This is a genomic window from Streptomyces sp. NPDC059850 (assembly GCF_042731515.1).
In the GTDB taxonomy this organism is placed as follows: Bacteria; Actinomycetota; Actinomycetes; order Streptomycetales; family Streptomycetaceae; genus Streptomyces.
The window spans coordinates 91,945-111,264 of record NZ_JBHWJI010000004.1; the positions used below are offsets into that span (position 1 = coordinate 91,945).

Consider the following 19,320-nt stretch of genomic DNA (forward strand, 5'->3'; position numbering starts at 1 on the left):
GCGTCGAGCGAAATGATCCGGGCAGACGGGGGGCGGGAGTGGTCCGGGCGGGCCCGGGAAGAGTCTGGAAGGGTGAGCGGGCTGGTGGCGACCGGCACCGGCCGCTCGCACCGGGCGTTCGCACTGGCCGGATCTGCCGGTAAGGTAGACCTAAGTGGACAGTTGTCCGGCTGCTATGAACTTATCGGACAGTTGTCCGGTTAGCAAGGGCGGCCCGTTGGCGATTCCGGAAAGGAGGACGAGTGCCCGAGAAGAAGGACACCCCACTGCGCTCGGACGCGCAACGGAATCGCGAGCGCATCCTCGCAGTGGCCCTGGCGGAGCTGACGTGCTCGGCGGACGCCCCGCTGAGCGCGATCGCGAAGAAGGCGGGCGTCGGGCAGGGAACGTTCTACCGGAATTTCCCCAACCGTGAGGCGCTGGTCCTGGAGGTCTACCGCTACGAGGTGCAGCAGGTCGCCGACGCCGCGGCCCAGCTGCTCCGCACCCGCGCCCCGGAACAGGCACTGCGGGAGTGGATGGACCGGCTCGCCCAGTACGCCATGACCAAGGCGGGGCTGGCCGGTGCGCTGCTCAAGGCCACCACGCACGGTGGCCTGGTCCAGCTGGCACGCGGTTCGCTGACCTCGGCCGTCGCGCTCCTCCTGACAGCGAACGAGGAGGCGGGCACGATCCGCCCGGGGGTCACCCCGGACGACTTCATGCTCGCCATCGCCGGGCTCTGGCAGATCGACCCCTGCGGGGACTGGCAGGGGTGCGCCGGGCGGCTCCTGGACCTGGTGATGGACGGGCTGCGGGCCGGGGCGCCCGGGACCGCCTCTCGCTAGGAGCGGCGGCGGGGTTTGCCGCGCTTGGCGCCGCCCTTGCCGCCGCCCTTGCCGCCGCCCTTGGGGGCCGCGGAACGGCCTCGCGGGCTCTTCCCCGGCCCGGGCGTCTTGCCGGACGCCGCCTTGCCCGCCGTGGGCTTGCGCTTCGGCTGCTCCGGGGGCTGGGCGCGGCCCCGGGTGCTGTTGACCGTACGTCCGCGAACGATCCCGATGAAGTCCTCCACCTGGTCGGTGGTCGCGTCCTCCGGCCAGGACAGCGCGACGCTCGACTGGGGCGCGTCCGTGACCGGCCGGTACGTGAGGTCCCTGCGGTGGTGCAGCCGGGCCAGCGACTGCGGCACGACCAGCACGCCCACTCCGGCCGCCACCAGCTCGATGGCGTCCGCCGTCGTGGCGGGGCGCTCGATGGCGGGCCGCCCCGGCAGCCGCTCCCAGCCGATCACGTCGTCCAGGGGGTGCAGCACGATGTCCTCGGCCAGGTCGTCGGCGGTCACCTCTTCGACCGCCGCCACGATGTGGTCCTTCGGCACCACGACCACCGACGTCTCGGTGTAGAGGGGGATCGCGCTGAACACCGTACGGTCCACCGGCAGCCGCACCAGACCCGCGTCGGCGTCGCCGCCCCGCAGCACCTCGGGCGCTTCGGCGGCGGACACCGGGATGAGGGTCAGGGGGACGTCGGGCAGGCGCTCGTTCCAGATCCGCACCCACTTGGCGGGCGTCGCCCCCGGGACATACGCGAGCCGGAACGTAGGGGATGCTTCCGAGCCTGTCACCCCGCCAGGCTACCGGTCGCGCCGGACCGGGCCGTGGTCCGGGGCCGCCCGCGCGCTCGATACCCTTGACTCCATGAAGTCGCACCAGACCACCCAGACGATGAAGCCCGCCACCGCGGCGAAGAAGCTGGGTGTGTACCTCCAGGCCACCCCCGCCGAGTTCCAGGAGGGCGTCGTCTCACGGGCCGAACTCAACGCCCTCCAGACCGATCCGCCCGAGTGGCTGCGGGAACTGCGCCGCAACGGCCCGCACCCCCGGCCGGTGGTCGCGGCGAAGCTGGGCACCTCCATCGCGGGCCTGGCGCGCGGCGGGATCACCGAGGCCCTCACCACCGAGCAGATCGACGCCCTGAAGGCGGAGCAGCCCGAGTGGCTGGAGAAGGAGCGCGCCACCCAGGCCGAGGTGCGGAAGGAAGCCGTGCGGATCAAGGAGAAGAAGGCCGAGCAGGCGGAGCGCGACGCCCAGACCGGCCCGTCGCACTCCTGACCCCCGCCCGTTCAGCCCTTTTCAGTCCTTGTAGTCGGGAGCGACGCGCTCCACGAGCCGCAGCAGCGCCGCCCAGGCCAGGTCGTACGCCTGGTCGTCCTGCAAGTCGGAGCCGTCGTCCTCGCCATCGAGCTGACGGGCCGTCAACTCACAGATGTCCGGAGGCGGCGTGACGAGCTTCGCGCCCCCGGCCGTCGCCGCGATCTGGATCTCGCACGCCTTGTCCAGGTAGTACATGCGCAGAAAGGCCTGGGCCGGGGTTTCCCCGACGGTCAGCAGGCCGTGGTTGCGCAGGATCATCGCCGGGTGACCCGCGAGATCGGCGACGAGCCGCCGCTGTTCGGCGAGGTTGAGTGCGACGCCCTCGTAGTCGTGGTAGCCGAGCCTGCCGTAGAACTCCAGGGAGATCTGGTTGAGCGGCAGCAGCCCGTCCGCCTGGGCGGCGACGGCGCAGCCCGCCTTGGTGTGGGTGTGCAGGACGCAGTGGGCGTCGGGCCGGGAGGCGTGGACGGCGCTGTGGATGACGAACCCGGCGGGGTTGACCGGATGCGGGGTCTCCTCGACGGGACGGCCGGACAGATCGACCTTGACGAGGTTCGACGCGGTGATCTCCTCGAAGAGGAGACCGTACGGGTTGATCAGGAAGTGGTGTTCGGGGCCGGGGACGCGGGCGCTGATGTGGGTGAAGATCAGGTCGGTCATCCGGAAGTGCGCCACCAGGCGGTAGACCGCGGCGAGTTCGCGGCGCAGCCGCGCCTCCTCGGCGGAGGTGTCCGGGGCGGCCGGATCGGTGTGGTGGGGGGTCGAAGCGGTCACGGGGTGAGTCCTCGGGTCGTGGGGGTGACGGTGGATTCGCTCCGGCTCAGACGGTCACGGGTGCGGGTGCGGGTTCGGGCGCGGTGGCCGGTTCGCCCGCCACGCGGCGGCGCCAGGCGTCGACCGCGGCCTCCTCGGTCGGCTTGGTGGCGAGGCTGACGGCCACGTAGGCGACCAGGGCGGCGAGCAGGCCGAAGTAGATCGGCTCGTTGGCGAGCAGCCCCTCGACCACCATGAGCGTGATCACCGTGAGGCCACCCGCGATCATCGCGGCCAGGGCACCGGGCAGGTTGCCGCGCTTCCACACCAGCCCGCCGAGGATGGGCACCAGCAGGCCGCCGACCAGGAGGTTGTAGGCGACGGTGAGCGCGGCGAGGACATCGCCCAGGACGCACGCGATGACGATGGCGGTCACACCGAGGACGACGATGGCCAGCCGGTTCGAGCGGATCTCGTCGCGATCGTCCGGGCCGTCCGTGGCCTCGGTGGTGCGGCGTCGCAGCCGGGCCCAGATGTCGTTGTTGGCGACCGTGGCCGAGGCGATCAGGGCGCCGCTGGCGGTGGACATCATCGCCGACAGGGCGGCGGCGAGGACGAGCCCCCTGACACCGGTGGGCAGGGTGTGCTGGACGATGGTGGCGAACGCCTGGTCGGCACTGGCCAGATGCGGGTACAGCGCCTTGGTCGCCATGCCTATGACGGCTCCGGCCAGGGCGTAGACGAGACAGTAGATCCCGGCGGCGGTACCGCCCCAGGTGGCCACCCGGTCGTTGCGGGCGGTGAAGACCCGCTGCCAGATGTCCTGCCCGATGAGCATGCCGAACGTGTAGATCAGCACATAGGTGAAGAGGGTCTGCCCGCCGATGGAGGCCGGGGAGAAGTAGTCGTGCGGCAGCCGGTCCGCCATCGCGGAGAATCCCCCGGCCTTGATCACCGCGATGGGCAGCAGCAGGACGAGCACGCCGATGCTCTTGATCACGAACTGCACCATGTCGGTGAGCGTGATGGACCACATGCCGCCGAGCGCCGAGTAGCCCACGACGATGGTTCCGCCGATGACGACCGCGGCCCAGCGCGGCACGTCGAAGAGCACATCGAAGACGCTGGCGTACGCGATCGTCGAGGTCACGGCCAGCATCAGGGTGTAGACCCACATCACCAGGCCGGAGATCACGCTCGCGGCGTCGCCGTAGCGCAGGGAGAGCATTTCGGCGACGGTGTAGACGCGCAGCCGGGCGATCCGGGCGGAGAAGAACACGCTGAGGGCCAGCAGCCCGAGACCGATGGCGAACACCATCGCGGCGCCGGAGACACCGTAGGTGTAGCCCAGGCGTACCCCGCCGATGGTGGAGGCGCCGCCGAGGACGACGGCGGCCATCGTGCCCGTGTACATCAGCGGGCCCAGCCGCCGCCCGGCGACCAGGAAGTCGCTCTTGGATGAGGCGAGTCTCTTGCCCCACCAGCCGACACCCACGATGGCCAGCAGATATCCGAGCATGACGAGGTAGTCGACGGCCATCAGGTCCTCCGAAGCAGTACGGCGTGGGGGGGGTGATGCGTGACCTTATCCACGGTGCACACTGGCGCTGAACCCGCGGATTCGCCTCATGTGAAACCGCGCGTTGGACGAATCCGACACCCCGGCGCGGTGCCGCGGGATGAGAGGATCCCTGCCTTGTGACCGAGCACGATCCACTGTCCGTCCCCCTCGGCGTGCTGCTCGCCGACTCCTCGCTGGGCCTGCGCCAAGTCGCCGGGCCCGCCGGGGAGCGGCGCATCGGCACGGTCGGCACCACCGAGATCGAGGACCCCACGCCCTATCTCGTGGGCGGCGAACTCCTCCTCACCGCCGGAGTGCGGCTGCCGCCCGACGCGGACGGCATCGACACCTATGTGGCGCGCGTGGTGGCGGCCGGGGTCGCCGCCCTCGGCTTCGGCGTGGCCCCGGTGCACGAGGACGTACCGGCCGAGCTGATCGCCGCGTGCGACCGCCATGGGCTGCCGCTGCTGCGGCTGCCGCCGCACACTCCGTTCGTGGCCGTCGGCCGGGCCACGTACGCCGCCATCGCCGAGGCCCGCAACCGCGACCTGAAGAAGGTCTCGCAGGCGCAGTCGGCCCTCGCCTCGGCCGCCGCCCGTCCGGACGCGCTGCAGGCCGTACTCACCCAGCTCAGCGCCCACACCGGCACCTGGTCGGTGCTCTTCGACGGCCGGGGCAACGAACTGTTCCGTGCGGGCAGGCGTCCCCCGGAGCCGGTGCCCGCTCTGCTGCGCGACCTCGCCGTCCGTACGACATCCCGCCCCGCCACCGGCCGGGCCGCGGGCGGGCAGCCACCGCCCGCGGCGGCTGCCCACCACCACGACGGTGTGCATCTGACCGTGCACACGCTGCCCGGCGCCGCCGGCACCACGACGCTGGCGCTCGGCCAGGCCGCCACCACCGCCACCCTGCCGCTGGTCCACCGGCAGGTGACCAGCACGGCCACCGTCCTGCTGTCCCTGCTCACCAGCCCGCGGCATGCCCTGAACACCGGCAGCCACAGCGCCGGAGCGCTCGTGCGGCTCCTGCTCGGCGCCACCCCGGCGGAGGTCGCGCCCGCCCTCGTACCCTCCGAACATCCGGCGCACGACCACTGGGTCGTGGTCCACGGACGGCAGGATCCCCACCGGTCGCGGCAGGGGCAGGACCCGGCGCAGCTCGCCACCCTCGGTACGGCGCTCGGCACTCCGTACGTGCACATCGACGGTCCGGCGCTGCGGGCGCTCGTCCCCTGCGCGCCGGACACCCGTCCGCGCGTCCCCGCGCAGGCCGCCGCCCTCGGGTGGACCCTCGGCTTCAGCGCCCCCTCCCCCGCGGCCGACCTGCCGCGCGCCGACGCCCGGGCCGGGCGGGCGCTGCGGCGTGCGATCGCCGCCGAGGTGGCGGCCCTGGTGCACGAGGACACGGCACCGGCCGTGCACTCCCTCGTCTCGCCCGCCGACGCCCGGGAGTTCGCCCGGGCCCGCTTCGCCGCGCTCGGCGGGGCCGGTCCGCCGGGCGCCGCCGTACTGCTCGGCACCCTGCGGACCTGGCTGACGTTCCACGGCAGTTGGGACCGTACGGCCGCCGAGCTGCGGGTCCACCGCAACACCGTGCGCCACCGCTTGACCCGGGTCGCCGGGCTCCTCGGCGCCGACCTCCAGGACGCGGCGGTGCGGATGGACCTCTGGTTCGCCCTGGAGTGGCTTCCGGACAACGATCCCTAGTCCGGCAGCCCCCACGGCTTGGCGTCGCCGATGGCCGGTACGTCGCGCGGGGCCGGGTCGGGGCGGGTGCCGCGCGGGGCGACGAGGGCCGTCTCGTCCCGGCGGAGCGGGATCTCGATGCGGCCGGGTCCCGTCTCCCGGTACCGCAGCGCCCGGCCGCGCTCGTCCCGTACGTCGACGGCGCCACGGATGCCGTGGTCCAGCACCAGGGGCGCGCCCGCCTCGCTGTGCACGCGCACCCACCGGGTACGGCCGCCCGAGCGGTCCGCGTCGATCAGGAACGCGCCCTGGGCGCGCAGGGACTGGACCGAGAAGTCGGGCCAGCGCCGCGATACGGAGGGGAAGACCCGCACCACGCCGCCATGGCTCTGCACGGCCATGTCCAGCACCGACTGGGTCGCCGTCAGGGGGCTCTCGATGCCGAGGTTTCCGCCCTCGACGTACATGGTGTTCTCGGTCATCCAGGCGTTGTTGATGACGTTGCCGCCGGTGAAGAAGGTGAGGAAGTCGAGGGCCTCCTCGGGGCGGTCCATCCGCGAGGTCATCGACGAGGCGGCGGCGTAGCTGTAACCGGCCCACAGGGCGCGGTCCTTGACCCAGTGGTCGAAGGTGGTCCGCATGATGTCCCGGTCGCCAGGCCGGTCCCAGTCCAGCTCGTGCAGCGGGAACAGCCACAGCATGTGGGAGAAGTGGCGGTGGGATTCGGTGAGCGGCTTGCCCGCACCGATCATGACGCCGGTCGCGTCGCGCGGGTAGGCCACCAGGCGCTTCAGGATCTCGCGCCAGCGCGCGGCGCGCGGATGGTCCGTACGGAGGATCCGCAGGCAGTCGAGGAGCGTGGCGCAGCCCCAGCGGAGCAGGGAGAGGTCGTAGACGCAGTCCTCGGCGTCCGCCCACTCGGGTGAGCGGGTGAGCGGGAGGTGCAGCTTGCCGTCACCGCCCTCGTACAGGAAGTGGTCGTAGAAGTTCACCGCCTTGACCAGGATCGGGTAGAGGACGTCGCGCACGATGCGGGTGTCCATGGTGTGGCGGTAGCTGAGCCAGACGTTGTGCATGGCCCAGATGAGGTTGCCGTTGTTGTCGGTCTTGGTGGAGGTGCCGGGGATACCGACGGTCTTGGCGCCGGGGCGCAGCTTCCAGTCGGAGGGGTGGGCGAGGGCGTAGGTCTGCCCGTCCTGGTACTGCGGCGGGACCGAGAGCGGCAGGTACTGCTCGAAGTCCTTGAAGGTGGAGGTGACGGAGTCGAGTTCGAGGTGGTTGGAGCCCTGGATCAGCCAGGTGGCGATCTGCACGTTGAGGTTCCACCACACGGCGGTCCAGCTGCCGCCGGTCTCCGGATACCAGGGGCCCCACTCGGACATCGAGGGGCCGCCCGCCCGGGTGGCGCAGGCCGCCTTGTAGAGCTGGATCCAGTAGAAGTCCTGGAGGCGCTTGTCGGGTACGGACAGCAGGCTGCGCCGGTAGAAGCGGTGCCACCAGGCGCGGTGTTCACTCACCAGGTCGTCCGGGTCCGCGGCCAGGGTGCGGGCCACTTCGGCGACGGCCAGCTCCGTGGTGCGCGACAGGTCTTCGGGGTAGCGGTAGACGATGTGCGCGGCGAGCAGTCTGCCGGTGCCGACGCGGCGTTCGCGCCACGCGGTGGTCCAGCCGCCGCCCGCGATGAGCGGCTGCTCGACGTAGCCGGTGGCACCCGCGGTGCCGGTGCGGGGGTCGGGGTTGCCCGTGTAGTCGGCGGGCTTGTCCTTGGTGCGCGGCGAGGCGGCGGGCAGCCAGGTGAACGACCAGGCCGCCGCCGCCTCGCCCGCGCTGGGGCGGGTGGAGATCAGCAGCGCGGTACGGGCGTTGTGCACGAGCATCGAGAAGCGGACGCTGCCCCGGGTGGTGGTGACGGTGCCGCGCAGCTCGGCGTCCCACAGGTCGAGGGTCCAGTCGATGCCGGTCACCTCCCCGGCCAGGGTGAGGTCGAAGTGGCCGATGGGCAGCCGTGAGAAGCCGTACGGGGCGCGCCACTGGGGCCGCTGGTCCTGCACCTGGCTGTGGCTGACCATGACTTTCACGGAGTTGGGGGTCGCGCCCCGGTAGACCTGCGCGCCGAGCAGTCCGTTGGCGAGGAAGGGGCCGTCCTTCCAGTCGCCGGGCAGCCGGCGCCACCGCAGGGCCGCGGCCCTGACCACGCGTTCGGTCAGGTTTCCCGCCCGGCCCGCGTCCGGCGGGGGCGTGGCCCAGGCGGTGCCGGATCCGGTCAGCCAGCCCGCGGTGCCGACGGTGCCGATCGCGGCCGCCGAGCCGATCACACCTCTTCGAGAGATCCCGTTCCCTGTTGTCGGGGTCACGTATGTGCCTCCCATACCTGGTGATGAACTACCCGGCATGGTGCAGGCCGTGGGGAACCATGGGAAGACCTCCGACGTATCGGAAATCAACCCGGTTCATCGCCGCAGGTGGGTGAGGTGTACGGGATGGCGGCAGCGGCGGCAGGGGCGCCAGCCAACCGATCTCTCAGCCGCTGACCATGAAGATCAGACGCTGACCATGAAGAGGAGAGCGACCACACCCACGAAGCCGAGACCGCCGAGAACGGTTCCGGCGACGGCCATCCCCAGACGGCCCGCACCACGGCGGGCGTGGTGGACGCCCATGGCGCCGAGGACGACGGCGAGGCCCCCGGCGATGGGCACCAGCGGGAGGGTGAAGGCCAACAGCACGGACGGCAGTACGCCGACGATGGCGAGGACACCGACGACGGAGAAGAGACCGAGGACCACGGCGGTGGGGCCCAGCGCGACGGCGGGTGTGTCGGTGCGGTGGGCCATGGTCGGTGCGGGCACGAGTATCCCCCTTGCGAAGCCCCCGGAGCGGGCTCATGTGACGTGCCGATCGTAGCGGGGGTTCCCCGGCGCTCCGGTGGGCAGGGTGGGTGCGTCAAGTCCCCCTGCTGGAGAGGACGTTCCATGCGAGGCATGCTTCGAAGACTTGGTCCGCTGGTGGCGGTTCTCCTCGTCGTGGCGCTGGTGTCCGTGGCCCAGGGAGCCGAGCGGAGCCGGGCGCGCACCGCACCGGCCGAGGAGGGCAAGCCGCGTCCGGGCAGCCACTGGGTGGGCACCTGGACGTCCATGCCCCAGCTGACCGAGCCGGGCAACATGCCGCCCCCGCCGTACACCGGGGACGGCGCGGTCCTCACCGACAGCACCCTGCGGCAGACCGTGCACGTGTCGGTGGGCGGCCGCCAGCTGCGGCTCCGCTTCTCCAACGCCTTCGGCGGCGCGCCGCTGCCCATCACCCGCGTCTCCGTGGCCCGTCCCGTGGACGGCCGGGCGGGGGCGAGCGCGATCGAACCGGGCACCTCCCGGCCCGTCACCTTCGACGGCCGCGCCGCCACGACGGTGCCGATGGGCGCGCTGGTGGTGTCCGACCCGCTGGACTTCCGGCTGCCGCCGGGCTCGAACCTCACCGTGACCATGCACCTGGCCACCGGGCAGCAGTCGACCGCCATCACCTCCCACCCCGGCTCGCGCACCGCCTCCCATCTGCTGCGCGGCGACCACGTGGAGGCCGCCGACCTGAAGGGGGCGACCCCGGTCGAGCACTGGTACTTCCTGAGCGGCGTCGAGGTGTGGTCGACGGCGCGCACCAGGGCCACCGCCGTACTGGGCGACTCGCTCACCGACGGCAGGGGCTCCACCACCAACCACAACGACCGCTGGACGGACCAGCTGACGGCCCGTCTGCGCGCGGACCACCGGACGGCCGACGCCGCGGTGCTGAACCAGGCGGCGGGCGGCAACCGGCTCCTCCAGGACGGGCTGGGCCCGAACGGCCTCGCCCGCCTGGACCGTGACGTGCTGGCGCAGAGCGGCGTCACCTCCCTGGTCGTCTTCGAAGGCATCAACGACATCGGCACCGCCCCCGCCACCCCCGGCGGACAGCAGGACATCGCGGACCGGCTCATCTCCGCCTACGGCCAGATCATCGTGCGCGCCCACGCGCAGGGCATCCGCGTCTACGGCGCCACCCTCACCCCGTTCGGCGGCAGCACCCCGTACGACGACGCGGCGGGCCACCGCGAGGCGGCGCGGCAGCGGGTCAACGACTGGATACGGACCAGCGGCCGCTTCGACGCCGTCGTGGACCTGGACCGGGCGACCCGGGACCAGGACGCTCCGCGGCGGCTGCGCCCGGACCTCGACACGGGCGATCACCTGCACCTCAACCCGGCGGGCTACCGCGCGATCGCCGACGCCTTTCCGCTGCGTCTCTTCCACCGCTGACGGCTGCCCTGCCCACGTTGCCGAATTGCCTTCCCCATCCGTAGGAATGGAGGATGCGAATTCGGAACGAGCGCGAGCCGATGTCGCGCCGGGGGTTCCTGGGTGCCTCCGGCGCGGCCCTCCTCACCACGGGCTGTCAGGACACCGGCGGGAAGACCGGGAGCGGCGAGAACACGAGCGAGAACACATCCGGGAAGCGGGCCGTCGCCCCGAGCGGCGTGCTGGGGGCCAACTTCAACGAGGACCCCTCCACGATGGACTCGTCCATGCTGGAGGGCCTCTCCGCGGGCTGGCTCCGCGGGTTCGTGCCGATGCCGGAGATCGACAAGACCCCCGCCCGGCAACAGGCCGCCGTCAAGGCGCTCCTGAGCGGGCACGACAAGGGGTACGGCACGGTTCTGTCGCTGAAGTTCCCGTACAACCACCGCGCGATGCCCTCGGTGGACAGCGCGGAGATGGACGCCGAACTGGCGCGGGTGGACAAGGTGCTGGACGCCGCCATGGGCAAGGCCGACATCCTGGCGATGGCCAACGAGCCGTTCATCGAGAGCCTGAAGAAGGACCACGACGACGGGACGCTGAACGCCTTCTACGAGAAGGTCGCGCGGCACATCATCGCGTACCGCAAGAAGCGCTTCGGAGAGCGCTGCCGGACACGGCTGTACATGGGATCCCTCAACCACCTCGACCGGCCCGACTGGCGTACGCGGGCGACCGAGCGCTGGATGACGTTCACCCGGGAGACCCCGGAGATCGAGGGCGTGGACATCCACCCGCACGTGGCGTCCCTCGGGGACTCGCAGACGTACCTGGACTACATCCTTCCCAAGCTCCGCCGCGACCAGAAGTTTCTGGTCACCGAGTTCTCCCTGGTCCTGCTGTGGGAGCGGCACCTGCGCGACACCATCCCCGCCGAGTTCGCCCGGCGCTACCAGCTGCCCTCGGGCACCAAGGTGTGGCAGGTGATCAAGCAGGCGACCGAGCACCCCTTCCCGCAACACAAGTGGCACGACTTCCTGTCCATGAGCCCGTGGTTCGAGACCCACAAGCATTACCTGCGCAACCAGGTCCAGAAGTTCCGTGACACGGGACAGCTCGCCGTGGCCACCTACGGCGTGGCGCAGGCTCCGGCGATGGTGAAGGACTTCGGGCCGAAGAAGCAGCCGTGGCTGCTGAACAGCCTGTACTCCAACCTGACCGTCCAGGACGGCGAGGGCGGAGCGCCCGCGCGGAGCTACGGCTTCTTCGAGGACTTCCGCGCCCTGCAACGTGCCGAGGACCGCCGCCCGGTGCGCACGGCCGAAACGGCGACGTGACGACCTGTCACGCCCGCAGATACGCGAGCACGGCCAGCACCCTGCGGTGGGTCGCGTCGGTGAGGGGGAGGTCCAGCTTGCCGAGGATGTTGCCGATGTGCTTGCCCACGGCCGCCTCGGACACCACCAGGTGGCGGGCGATCGCACCGTTCGACTTGCCCTCCGCCACCAGGGCGAGCACCTCCCGCTCGCGCGCGGTGAGCCGCTCCAGCGGGTCGCGGCGGCGGCGCAGCAGCTGTCGTACGACCTCGGGGTCGACGACCGTGCCGCCGTCCGCCACCTCGCACAGGGCGTCCACGAACTCCGCCACCTTGCCGACGCGTTCCTTCAGCAGATAGCCGACGCCCGTGCCATCGCCGGAGTCCAGCAGCTCCGAGGCGTACGTGCGCTGCACATACTGGCTGAGCACCAGGATGGGCAGGGTGGGCCGTAGCTCGCGCAGCCGCACCGCCGCGTGCAGTCCCTCGTCCTGGAAGCCGGGTGGCATGCGTACGTCGGTGAGGACGATGTCGGGGGCGTGCTCCTCGACGGCGGCCAGCAGCGCGGGGGCGTCGCCGACGGCGGCCACCACCGCGTGGCCGCAGCGGCCGAGCAGGCCGATGAGCCCTTCCCGCAGCAGCACGCTGTCCTCGGCCAGAACTACGCGCAGGGATCGGTCTGTTCGCAAGGGAACTCCACACGCAACAGGGTCGGTCCGCCCGGCGGGCTGGACAGGGAGAGTCTGCCACCCAGCGCCGACACCCGGTCCCCGAGCCCGGTCAGCCCGCTTCCCGCGCGGGCGTCCGCGCCGCCCCGGCCGTCGTCGCGCACCTGGAGGACCAGGCGTCCGCCGTGGTGTCCGCCGCTGACCTCCGCGCGGTGCGCCCCGCTGTGCCGGGCGACGTTGGTGAGGGCTTCGCGGACCACGAAGTACGCGGCGGCCTCGACCGCCTGGGGCAGCCGCCCGGTCAGCTCCAGGCCGATGTCCACGGGGACCGGGGAGCGGTCCGCCGCGTCGGCGACCGCCGCCGGGAGGCCGTAGTCGGCGAGGACCTTGGGGTGGATGCCGTGGATGAGTTCGCGCAGCTCGGCGAGTACCTGGTCGGCCTCGTCGTGGGCGGTGGCGAGCTGGTCGGCGAGCGGCCCCGGGGGTACGTCCAGGCGGGCGAGGCCGAGCGTCATCGTGAGCGCCACGAGCCGCTGCTGCGCCCCGTCGTGCAGATCGCGTTCGATGCGCCGCCGTTCCGTCTCGAAGGCGTCCACCAACCGGAGCCGGGAGCGGGCGAGTTCGGTGACCTCCGCCGCCAGATCGCCCCCGCGCGGGGCGATCAGCAGCCGCGTCAGTTCGGCGCGGGCCCCGGCCACGACCCCCAGCAGGTAGGCGCACAGGCCCAGGAGCAGCAGTCCGAGGATGGCGACGGCGAAGGCCACCGGCCAGGAGGTGACCATCCACTGCTTGAGCACCTTCGCCTCCTGGCCGCCGCCGACCGTGGCCATCAGCAGCGGAGTGGCCACCATGGACAGCGGGAGGAGCAGGGCGACCGCGCAGGCGAGCGCGTCGAGAGGCCACAACACCACCGCGAACAGCAGGGCGTACCCGAGTTCCCGCCAGGTCGTCCGCTCCCTCACCCGGGTCGTCAGCCAGGCCCACAGGCCGTACGCGGTGGGCGCCCGGTGCTGGTCGGCGGCCGGGTCCCGGTCGATCAGGCGCAGCCGCCGCCGTTCCACCCAGGCCACCGGGATTCCGGCGAGCGCGGCGAGGACGAGCAGCGGCAGCCCCACCAGGACGACGGCGAGGATGCCACCGGCCGCGACCGTGACCGCGATCCCCACGAGGGCGGCCGCGCCGGTCACCGCGCCGGTGAGCAGGTATCCGGCCGAACGCCACGGCCACGACGAGAGCAGGAAACCCGGCCCGGACATGGCTTGCCACACATTCCGAGGGTGCATGGAGGTCACCGTAGAAGCCCCGCCCGGCCGGTGCCATCGGCCCAGAGGGTGTGCCGGGGGTATGCCTGGCCCTACCCCAAGTCTCGGTTCTGCCGTACTGCGTGGCGGCGTCCGCGCACGGTTTCGTGGCGTTCGACACCGGACGAGTGGGGACAGATGAACAACGACGCGATCCAATTACGCTCTCTCAGCAGGCATTACGGTTCCGGCGACGGCGCGGTGACAGCGCTCGACCGGGTCTCGCTGACGTTCCCCACGGGGACGTTCACCGCCGTCATGGGCCCCTCCGGCTCGGGCAAGTCGACGCTGCTGCAGTGCGCCGCGGGGCTGGACCGCCCCACGTCGGGGTCGGTCACCGTGGGCGGCACCGAACTGACGGCGCTGAGCGAACGGGGGCTGACCCTGCTGCGGCGCCGCCGCATCGGCTTCGTCTTCCAGGCGTTCAACCTGCTGCCGTCGCTGACCGCCGAGCAGAACGTGGCGCTGCCCCTGCGGCTCGCGGGCCGCCGCCCCTCCGCGAACCGGGTGCGGGACGCGCTCCGGCAGGTGGGGCTCGGCGAACGGGCGCGGCACCGGCCCTCGGAGCTGTCCGGCGGCCAGCAGCAGCGGGTCGCCCTGGCCCGCGCCCTGATCACCCGCCCCGCGGTGCTCTTCGGCGACGAGCCGACCGGCGCCCTCGACACCCGGACCAGCCGCGAGGTGCTGGCCCTGCTGCGCGGCATGGTCGACGGCGAGGGCCAGACGGTCATCATGGTCACGCACGACCCGGTGGCGGCCTCCTCTGCCGACCGGGTGGTCTTCCTCGTCGACGGACGGGCGGGCGGCGAGCTGGCCGGGGCGGGCGCCGACGCCATCGCCGCGCGCATGACCACCCTGGAGGGCGTGCCGTGCTGACCGTCGCCCTGAGCACCCTGCGCACCCGCTGGACCACCTTCACCGGCAGTTTCGTCGCCCTCGCGCTGGGCGTCGCGCTGATCGCCGTCATGGGGCTGGCCCTCGCCTCGTCGCTGGACGCGCCCGACCGGAAACCCGAACGGTTCGCCGCCGCGCCGGTGGTGGTCAAGGGGGCCGACACGCTGCGGGTGGACACCCCGCGCGGCAGCCGGGTCCAGCCGCTCGCCCATCCGCGCGCCGTACCCGAGCGGGCCGTCGCGGCGCTGCGGAAGCTCGGCTCCGTGGTCGAGGACCGGTCGTTCGCCGTACGGGCCCGGGGCGGGCCGGGCGACCTGGTGGGCCACCCCTGGTCCACCGCCGCCTTCGCCCGGTACGAGATCGGGGCGGGACGCGCGCCACGGGCGGCCGACGAGGTCGTCATCAGCGGGAGTTGGGCGAAGCCGGGCGAGCGCGTACGGACCGGTGGCGGCACCGTACGGGTCGTCGGCACATTACGGGTCGCCGGAACCGTGGCCGGGCGCGGCTTCGAGAACGCCGTCTTCTACACCGACGAGCGCGCCGCCCGCCTCTCGCCGCGCAGCGTCCAGCTCGTCGTGGACGCCGACGTGGCGGCCGTACACGAGGCGGTACGCGGCAGCGCGGGGGTGCGGGTCCTCACCGGGGACGGGCGCCGCCACGCCGACCCCGGCCCGGACCGGGACCGCGAAGCCCTCACGGCGATGAACGCCCTGTTCGGCACGGCCGGTGGCGTCACCACCTTCGTGTCGGTGTTCGTGGTGGCCTCCACCTTCGCGTTCGCGGTCGCCCAGCGGCGCCGGGAGTTCGGGCTGCTGCGCACGGCCGGGGCGACCCCGGGGCAGCTTCGCCGGATGGTGTTCGCCGAGGCCCTGATGGTTGGCGTGCTCGCCTCGGCCACCGGGTGTCTGCTCGGCGCGTACGGCGCGCCACGGCTGGCCCGGTGGGTGGTGGACCGTGGTCTCGCACCCGGATGGTTCGCCATCGGTGACCACATGTGGCCGTACCAGCTGGCCTTCTGGACGGGGCTGTCGGTCGCCCTGTGCGGGGTGGCGGCCGCGTCCTGGCGGGCGGGCCGCACCGGTCCCGCCCAGGCGCTGCGCGAGGCCTCCGTGGACACCGGGACGATGACCCGGGGGCGGTGGCTGTGCGGTCTGGCCCTCCTGGCGGCCGCCGCCGTCACCCTGGCCCTGGCCCTGGCCACCGACCCGGGCGAGCTGCTGCGCCGGAAGACCTATGTGACCCGGCCGATGCTGCTCATCATCTCGGTCGCGCTGCTCGCGCCGGTCGTGGTGGGCCCGCTGACCCGGCTGATCGCGTGGCCCGCTGCCCAACTCCCGGGCGCAGCGGGCATGCTGGTGCGGGAGAACGCCGCCGCCGGGGTGCGCCGCACCGCCGCGATCGCGGCGCCCGTACTGGTCACGGTCGCCCTCACCGGCTCCCTGCTGGGCGCCACCGCGACGCTGAACGAGGCGAAGGCCGCCGAAATCCGCGCGCACACGGCGGCCGACTTCGTGCTCACCCCGGCCGACGGCGCGGGCTTCGACGCGGCGGCCCTGCGCCGTCTGCGCGCCGTACCCGGCGCCGAGGTGTCCGCGACCGCGTCGAGCGCCGTCTACGTCCTGGAGGACGGCGTGTCCCTTCAGAAGTCCGAGGCCCGCGCCGCCGAGCCCGGCCCGCTCGCCGCCACCACCCGGCTGCCGGTCGAGGCCGGGAGGGCGAGCGATCTCGACGACGACTCGATCATCGTCAACGGGGAGTGGCAGCGGCACACCGTGGGCCAGCGCGTGCGGGTGTGGCTCGGCGACGGTACGAGCAAGCGGCTGCGCATCGCCGCGGTGCTGGCCACCGGCACCGGAAGCAACGGCGCCTACGTCACCCCGCGCAACGCACCCGGCGCGACCGTCAACCGGGTCGACGTCACCCTCACCGGTGGCGCCGACGCGAACACCGTGGCCACCGGGCTGCGGGAGGCGGCGCACGCCACGGGCGGGCGGCTGCTCACCAAGGACCAGTGGATCAGGGCGAGTTACCCCGCGACGAACAGCACGACCCGGCTCGGCCTCCTGCTGATCCTCGGCATCGCCCTCCTCTACACCGGCCTCTCCGTGGCCAGCACGATGGCCATGGCGACCTCCGACCGCGTCCGCGACCTCCGCGTGCTGCGGCTGGCCGGAGCCACCACGGGGCAGGTGCTGCGGCTGGTGGGCGCCGAGGCGCTGATGGTGGTCGTGGTCGGGGCGGTGCTGGGTGTCGTGGTCGCCGGGCTCAATCTGGCGGGCATGGGGAGCGCGCTGGCGCTGCTGTCGGTGCGGGCCACGGTCGCGGTTCCCTGGGCGGCCATCGGCGCGGCCATGGGCGGGTGCGCGGTGCTGGCCGTGGTCTCGTCCGTCGTCCCGGCCGCGCTCGCCCTGCGCTCAGCGGCTCCCCGGCCCCGTCGCGAGCAGTCCGCCCACCACGAGCGCGGCCAGCGATTCGGCCGTGGCCGTCAGCTGTTCCGGTGAGGCGGGCTCGGCCCGGCCCAGCCGTCGCGCCAGCGGCACGTCCACCATGCCCGAGACGGGCGGGACGACGGCGAAGAACAGCACGTCCATCGGGACCGGCGCCATGCGTCCGGCGGCCACGAGCCGTTCGATGCTCGCCGTCAGGGTCCGCAGGGTCGGGGCGATGTACTCCTCGTACAGATAGTCCAGCCGCTCGCTGTCCTGGTTGAGTTCGTTGACGAAGAGCCGCCCGATCAGCGGCGCGTCGGCCGCGGTCAGGTAGAAGCCGGTGATGGTCCGCCGCAGGCACTCGGCGTCGTCGGCCGAGGGTTCCGGCTGCGGCAGCCGCGCCAGCTGGGCTCCCAGGGCCGAGTCCACCACCGCGCGCCAGAACGCCGCCTTGGATCCGTACCGGTCGTTGATGAAGTTGTGGCTGACGCCCAGGCGCCGGGCCAGCTCGCGCGCGGAGGCCCGCTCGTAGCCCAGTTCCGCGAAGGCTTCGAGCCCGCGCTGGAGGATGTTCTCCTCCTCGGGCAGGGCGGGAGTGCCCGCGCCGGGGCGCCCCGGCCGTCGAGCGGATTCGGCTCGTACTCCCACCGTCGTCTCCCTTGCCACGTGCGCACTGCTTGCCATGGACATCCTAGGGACCTCCGTCCCGATTATTTGACACCTGTCAGATTCACTCTAATCTGACAGGTGTCAGAGGAGTCAACCGACTCGCCGAGCAGCGCTTCTTCCGGAGATATCCCTCATGACCCGAACCACCTCCGACACGTCTGTCGGCACGGTCGGCGCGCCCCTCGCGGCTCCCGACGCGCCCCCTCGCCATCGCTGGTGGATCCTCGCCGTCATCGGCCTGGCCCAGCTCATGGTGGTCCTGGACGCGACCATCGTGAACATCGCCCTGCCCTCCGCGCAGAAGGACCTGGGGTTCTCCGACGGGGACCGGCAGTGGATCGTCACCGCCTACGCCCTCGCCTTCGGCAGCCTGCTGCTGCTCGGCGGCCGCATAGCCGACCTGTTCGGGCGCAAGATGACCTTCCTGGTCGGGCTGGTCGGCTTCGCCGGTGCCTCCGCCCTGGGCGGCGCGGCGGGCAGCTTCGAGGTGCTCGTCGCGGCCCGTGCCATTCAGGGCCTGTTCGGCGCCCTGCTCGCTCCGGCGGCGCTGTCCCTGCTGACCACGACGTTCACCGACGCCAAGGAGCGCGGCAAGGCCTTCGGCGTCTACGGCGCCATCGCGGGCGCCGGTGGCGCCATCGGGCTGCTCCTCGGCGGTGTACTGACCGAACACCTCGACTGGCGCTGGACCCTCTACGTCAACCTCGCCTTCGCCGCCGTCGCCTTCCTCGGCGGCGCCCTCCTGCTCAGCCGCACCAGCCGCGACAAGACCGCCACCATCGACATCCCCGGCGCCGTCCTGGTCTCCGCCGGTCTGTTCGGCCTGGTCTACGGCTTCTCCAACGCCGAAAGCCACGCCTGGAGCTCCCCGGCCACCTGGGGCTTCCTGGTGGCCGGAGCGGTCCTGCTCGCCGTGTTCACCGGGTGGCAGACGCGCGCCGCCCACCCGCTGCTGCCACTGCGGGTCCTGCTCGACCGCAACCGCGGGGCGTCGTTCATCTCCGTGCTGATCAGCGGCGCCGGGATGTTCGGCGTCTTCCTGTTCCTCACGTACTACCTGCAGCAGAGCCTGGGCTACACCCCCATCAGGACCGGGCTGGCGTTCCTGCCCATGGTGGCGGCGCTCATGGTCACCTCGACCCTCGCCTCCACCGTGCTGATCCCCCGCCTGGGCCCCAAGCCGGTGGTGCCGCTGGGCATGGGCACGGCCGCCGCGGGCATGGCCTGGCTGACCGCTCTCGACCTGCACAGCGGCTACGCGACGGACATCCTGCCCCCGCTGGTCGTGGCCGGACTCGGCCTCGGGCTGGTGATGGCCCCGGCCATGAGCCTGGCCACCGCCGGGGTGGCCGCCGAGGACGCCGGTGTCGCCTCCGCCGCCGTCAACACCATGCAGCAGGTCGGCGGCTCCCTGGGCACCGCCCTGCTGAACACTCTGTCCACCAGCGCCGCCACCGACTACCTGACCGGCAAGAACCCGAAGGACCCCGCCGTCCTCGCCCAGGCCGGTCTGGAGGCCTACTCCACCGCGTACTGGTGGTCGGCCCTCTTCTTCGGCGCGGGCGTGGTCATCAGCGTGCTCCTCTACCGGCGCGGCGCGCCCGCCCCTGACGCCCAGGCGGCTCCCGTGGTGCACATGTGAATC

Annotated in this window: 16 protein-coding genes; 8 read left to right on the top strand and 8 right to left on the bottom strand. The window is 72.5% G+C overall.

Annotated features, from left to right (window positions below):
* The first annotated feature begins 242 nt into the window (after nt 1–242).
* Complete coding sequence (locus tag ACFV9T_RS04730) at nt 243–827, top strand: TetR/AcrR family transcriptional regulator (RefSeq protein ID WP_385436637.1); 585 nt, start codon at nt 243–245, stop codon at nt 825–827.
* Here ACFV9T_RS04730 and ACFV9T_RS04735 read toward each other — a convergent pair.
* Complete coding sequence (locus ACFV9T_RS04735; RefSeq protein WP_385436638.1) at nt 824–1,603, bottom strand: LysR substrate-binding domain-containing protein; 780 nt, start codon at nt 1,601–1,603, stop codon at nt 824–826. The two genes, ACFV9T_RS04730 and ACFV9T_RS04735, sit on opposite strands and share 4 nt — an antisense overlap.
* A 73-nt stretch (nt 1,604–1,676) precedes the next feature.
* Between ACFV9T_RS04735 and ACFV9T_RS04740 the strand changes: the two genes are divergently transcribed.
* Complete coding sequence (locus tag ACFV9T_RS04740; protein WP_385436639.1) at nt 1,677–2,090, top strand: DUF5997 family protein; 414 nt, start codon at nt 1,677–1,679, stop codon at nt 2,088–2,090.
* Nucleotides 2,091–2,111: 21 nt separating this feature from the next.
* Here ACFV9T_RS04740 and ACFV9T_RS04745 read toward each other — a convergent pair whose 3' ends face one another.
* Nucleotides 2,112–2,906 (bottom strand): class II aldolase/adducin family protein, encoded by a 795-nt coding sequence (locus ACFV9T_RS04745; RefSeq protein WP_385436640.1) that lies wholly within the window; start codon nt 2,904–2,906, stop codon nt 2,112–2,114.
* Between the two features lie 46 nt (nt 2,907–2,952).
* On the bottom strand, nt 2,953–4,425 hold the full coding sequence (locus ACFV9T_RS04750) for a sodium:solute symporter (protein ID WP_385436641.1): 1,473 nt from the start codon (nt 4,423–4,425) through the stop codon (nt 2,953–2,955).
* A gap of 158 nt (nt 4,426–4,583) precedes the next feature.
* Between ACFV9T_RS04750 and ACFV9T_RS04755 the strand changes: the two genes are divergently transcribed.
* Nucleotides 4,584–6,152 (top strand): PucR family transcriptional regulator, encoded by a 1,569-nt coding sequence (locus ACFV9T_RS04755; protein WP_385436642.1) that lies wholly within the window; start codon nt 4,584–4,586, stop codon nt 6,150–6,152.
* Here the strand turns inward: ACFV9T_RS04755 and ACFV9T_RS04760 are convergent.
* Together ACFV9T_RS04760 and ACFV9T_RS04765 are read right to left on the bottom strand one after the other, a co-directional pair.
* Nucleotides 6,149–8,485 (bottom strand): glycoside hydrolase family 95-like protein, encoded by a 2,337-nt coding sequence (locus ACFV9T_RS04760; protein WP_385436643.1) that lies wholly within the window; start codon nt 8,483–8,485, stop codon nt 6,149–6,151. The genes ACFV9T_RS04755 and ACFV9T_RS04760 overlap by 4 nt on opposite strands.
* A 186-nt stretch (nt 8,486–8,671) precedes the next feature.
* A complete protein-coding gene (locus ACFV9T_RS04765; RefSeq protein ID WP_385436644.1) occupies nt 8,672–8,980 on the bottom strand; it encodes a hypothetical protein in 309 nt (102 codons plus the stop codon).
* 132 nt (nt 8,981–9,112) lie between these two features.
* Between ACFV9T_RS04765 and ACFV9T_RS04770 the strand changes: the two genes are divergently transcribed.
* Nucleotides 9,113–10,420 carry an SGNH/GDSL hydrolase family protein gene (locus tag ACFV9T_RS04770; protein WP_385436645.1) on the top strand — a complete coding sequence of 436 codons (1,308 nt, stop codon included), beginning with the start codon at nt 9,113–9,115 and terminating at the stop codon, nt 10,418–10,420.
* Nucleotides 10,421–10,473: 53 nt separating this feature from the next.
* Complete coding sequence (locus tag ACFV9T_RS04775; RefSeq protein ID WP_385436646.1) at nt 10,474–11,736, top strand: hypothetical protein; 1,263 nt, start codon at nt 10,474–10,476, stop codon at nt 11,734–11,736.
* 7 nt (nt 11,737–11,743) lie between these two features.
* Here ACFV9T_RS04775 and ACFV9T_RS04780 read toward each other — a convergent pair whose 3' ends face one another.
* Nucleotides 11,744–12,403, bottom strand: a complete 660-nt coding sequence (locus ACFV9T_RS04780; protein ID WP_385436647.1) for a response regulator — start codon at nt 12,401–12,403, stop codon at nt 11,744–11,746.
* Complete coding sequence (locus ACFV9T_RS04785) at nt 12,376–13,665, bottom strand: sensor histidine kinase (RefSeq protein ID WP_385436648.1); 1,290 nt, start codon at nt 13,663–13,665, stop codon at nt 12,376–12,378. Before ACFV9T_RS04785 ends, ACFV9T_RS04780 begins: the two co-directional genes overlap by 28 nt.
* Nucleotides 13,666–13,821: 156 nt before the next feature.
* Here ACFV9T_RS04785 and ACFV9T_RS04790 point away from each other — a divergent pair, with 156 nt between their 5' ends.
* Entirely contained in the window at nt 13,822–14,559 is a 738-nt protein-coding gene (locus ACFV9T_RS04790; RefSeq protein WP_385436649.1) for an ABC transporter ATP-binding protein, read from the top strand.
* Nucleotides 14,553–17,078, top strand: coding sequence for an FtsX-like permease family protein (locus ACFV9T_RS04795; RefSeq protein WP_385436650.1), 2,526 nt, complete (start codon nt 14,553–14,555; stop codon nt 17,076–17,078). The genes ACFV9T_RS04790 and ACFV9T_RS04795 overlap by 7 nt, the downstream gene beginning before the upstream one ends.
* On the opposite strand, the gene ACFV9T_RS04800 is transcribed toward ACFV9T_RS04795, so the two are convergent.
* Nucleotides 16,992–17,594 (bottom strand): TetR/AcrR family transcriptional regulator, encoded by a 603-nt coding sequence (locus ACFV9T_RS04800; protein WP_385436810.1) that lies wholly within the window; start codon nt 17,592–17,594, stop codon nt 16,992–16,994. The two genes, ACFV9T_RS04795 and ACFV9T_RS04800, sit on opposite strands and share 87 nt — an antisense overlap.
* Before the next feature lie 214 nt (nt 17,595–17,808).
* On the opposite strand from ACFV9T_RS04800, the gene ACFV9T_RS04805 reads away from it, so the two are divergent.
* Nucleotides 17,809–19,317 carry an MFS transporter gene (locus ACFV9T_RS04805; protein WP_385436651.1) on the top strand — a complete coding sequence of 503 codons (1,509 nt, stop codon included), beginning with the start codon at nt 17,809–17,811 and terminating at the stop codon, nt 19,315–19,317.
* Nucleotides 19,318–19,320: the final 3 nt, after the last annotated feature.

Bases quoted from the DNA above. Each gene is read 5' to 3' on its own strand.
- ACFV9T_RS04775 (WP_385436646.1), top strand. From the start codon at position 10,474: ATGCGAATTCGGAACGAGCGCGAGCCGATGTCGCGCCGGGGGTTCCTG.
- ACFV9T_RS04770 (WP_385436645.1), top strand. From the start codon at position 9,113: ATGCTTCGAAGACTTGGTCCGCTGGTGGCGGTTCTCCTCGTCGTGGCG.
- ACFV9T_RS04750 (WP_385436641.1), bottom strand. From the start codon at position 4,425: ATGGCCGTCGACTACCTCGTCATGCTCGGATATCTGCTGGCCATCGTG.
- ACFV9T_RS04790 (WP_385436649.1), top strand. From the start codon at position 13,822: ATGAACAACGACGCGATCCAATTACGCTCTCTCAGCAGGCATTACGGT.
- ACFV9T_RS04785 (WP_385436648.1), bottom strand. From the start codon at position 13,665: ATGCACCCTCGGAATGTGTGGCAAGCCATGTCCGGGCCGGGTTTCCTG.
- ACFV9T_RS04805 (WP_385436651.1), top strand. From the start codon at position 17,809: ATGACCCGAACCACCTCCGACACGTCTGTCGGCACGGTCGGCGCGCCC.
- ACFV9T_RS04740 (WP_385436639.1), top strand. From the start codon at position 1,677: ATGAAGTCGCACCAGACCACCCAGACGATGAAGCCCGCCACCGCGGCG.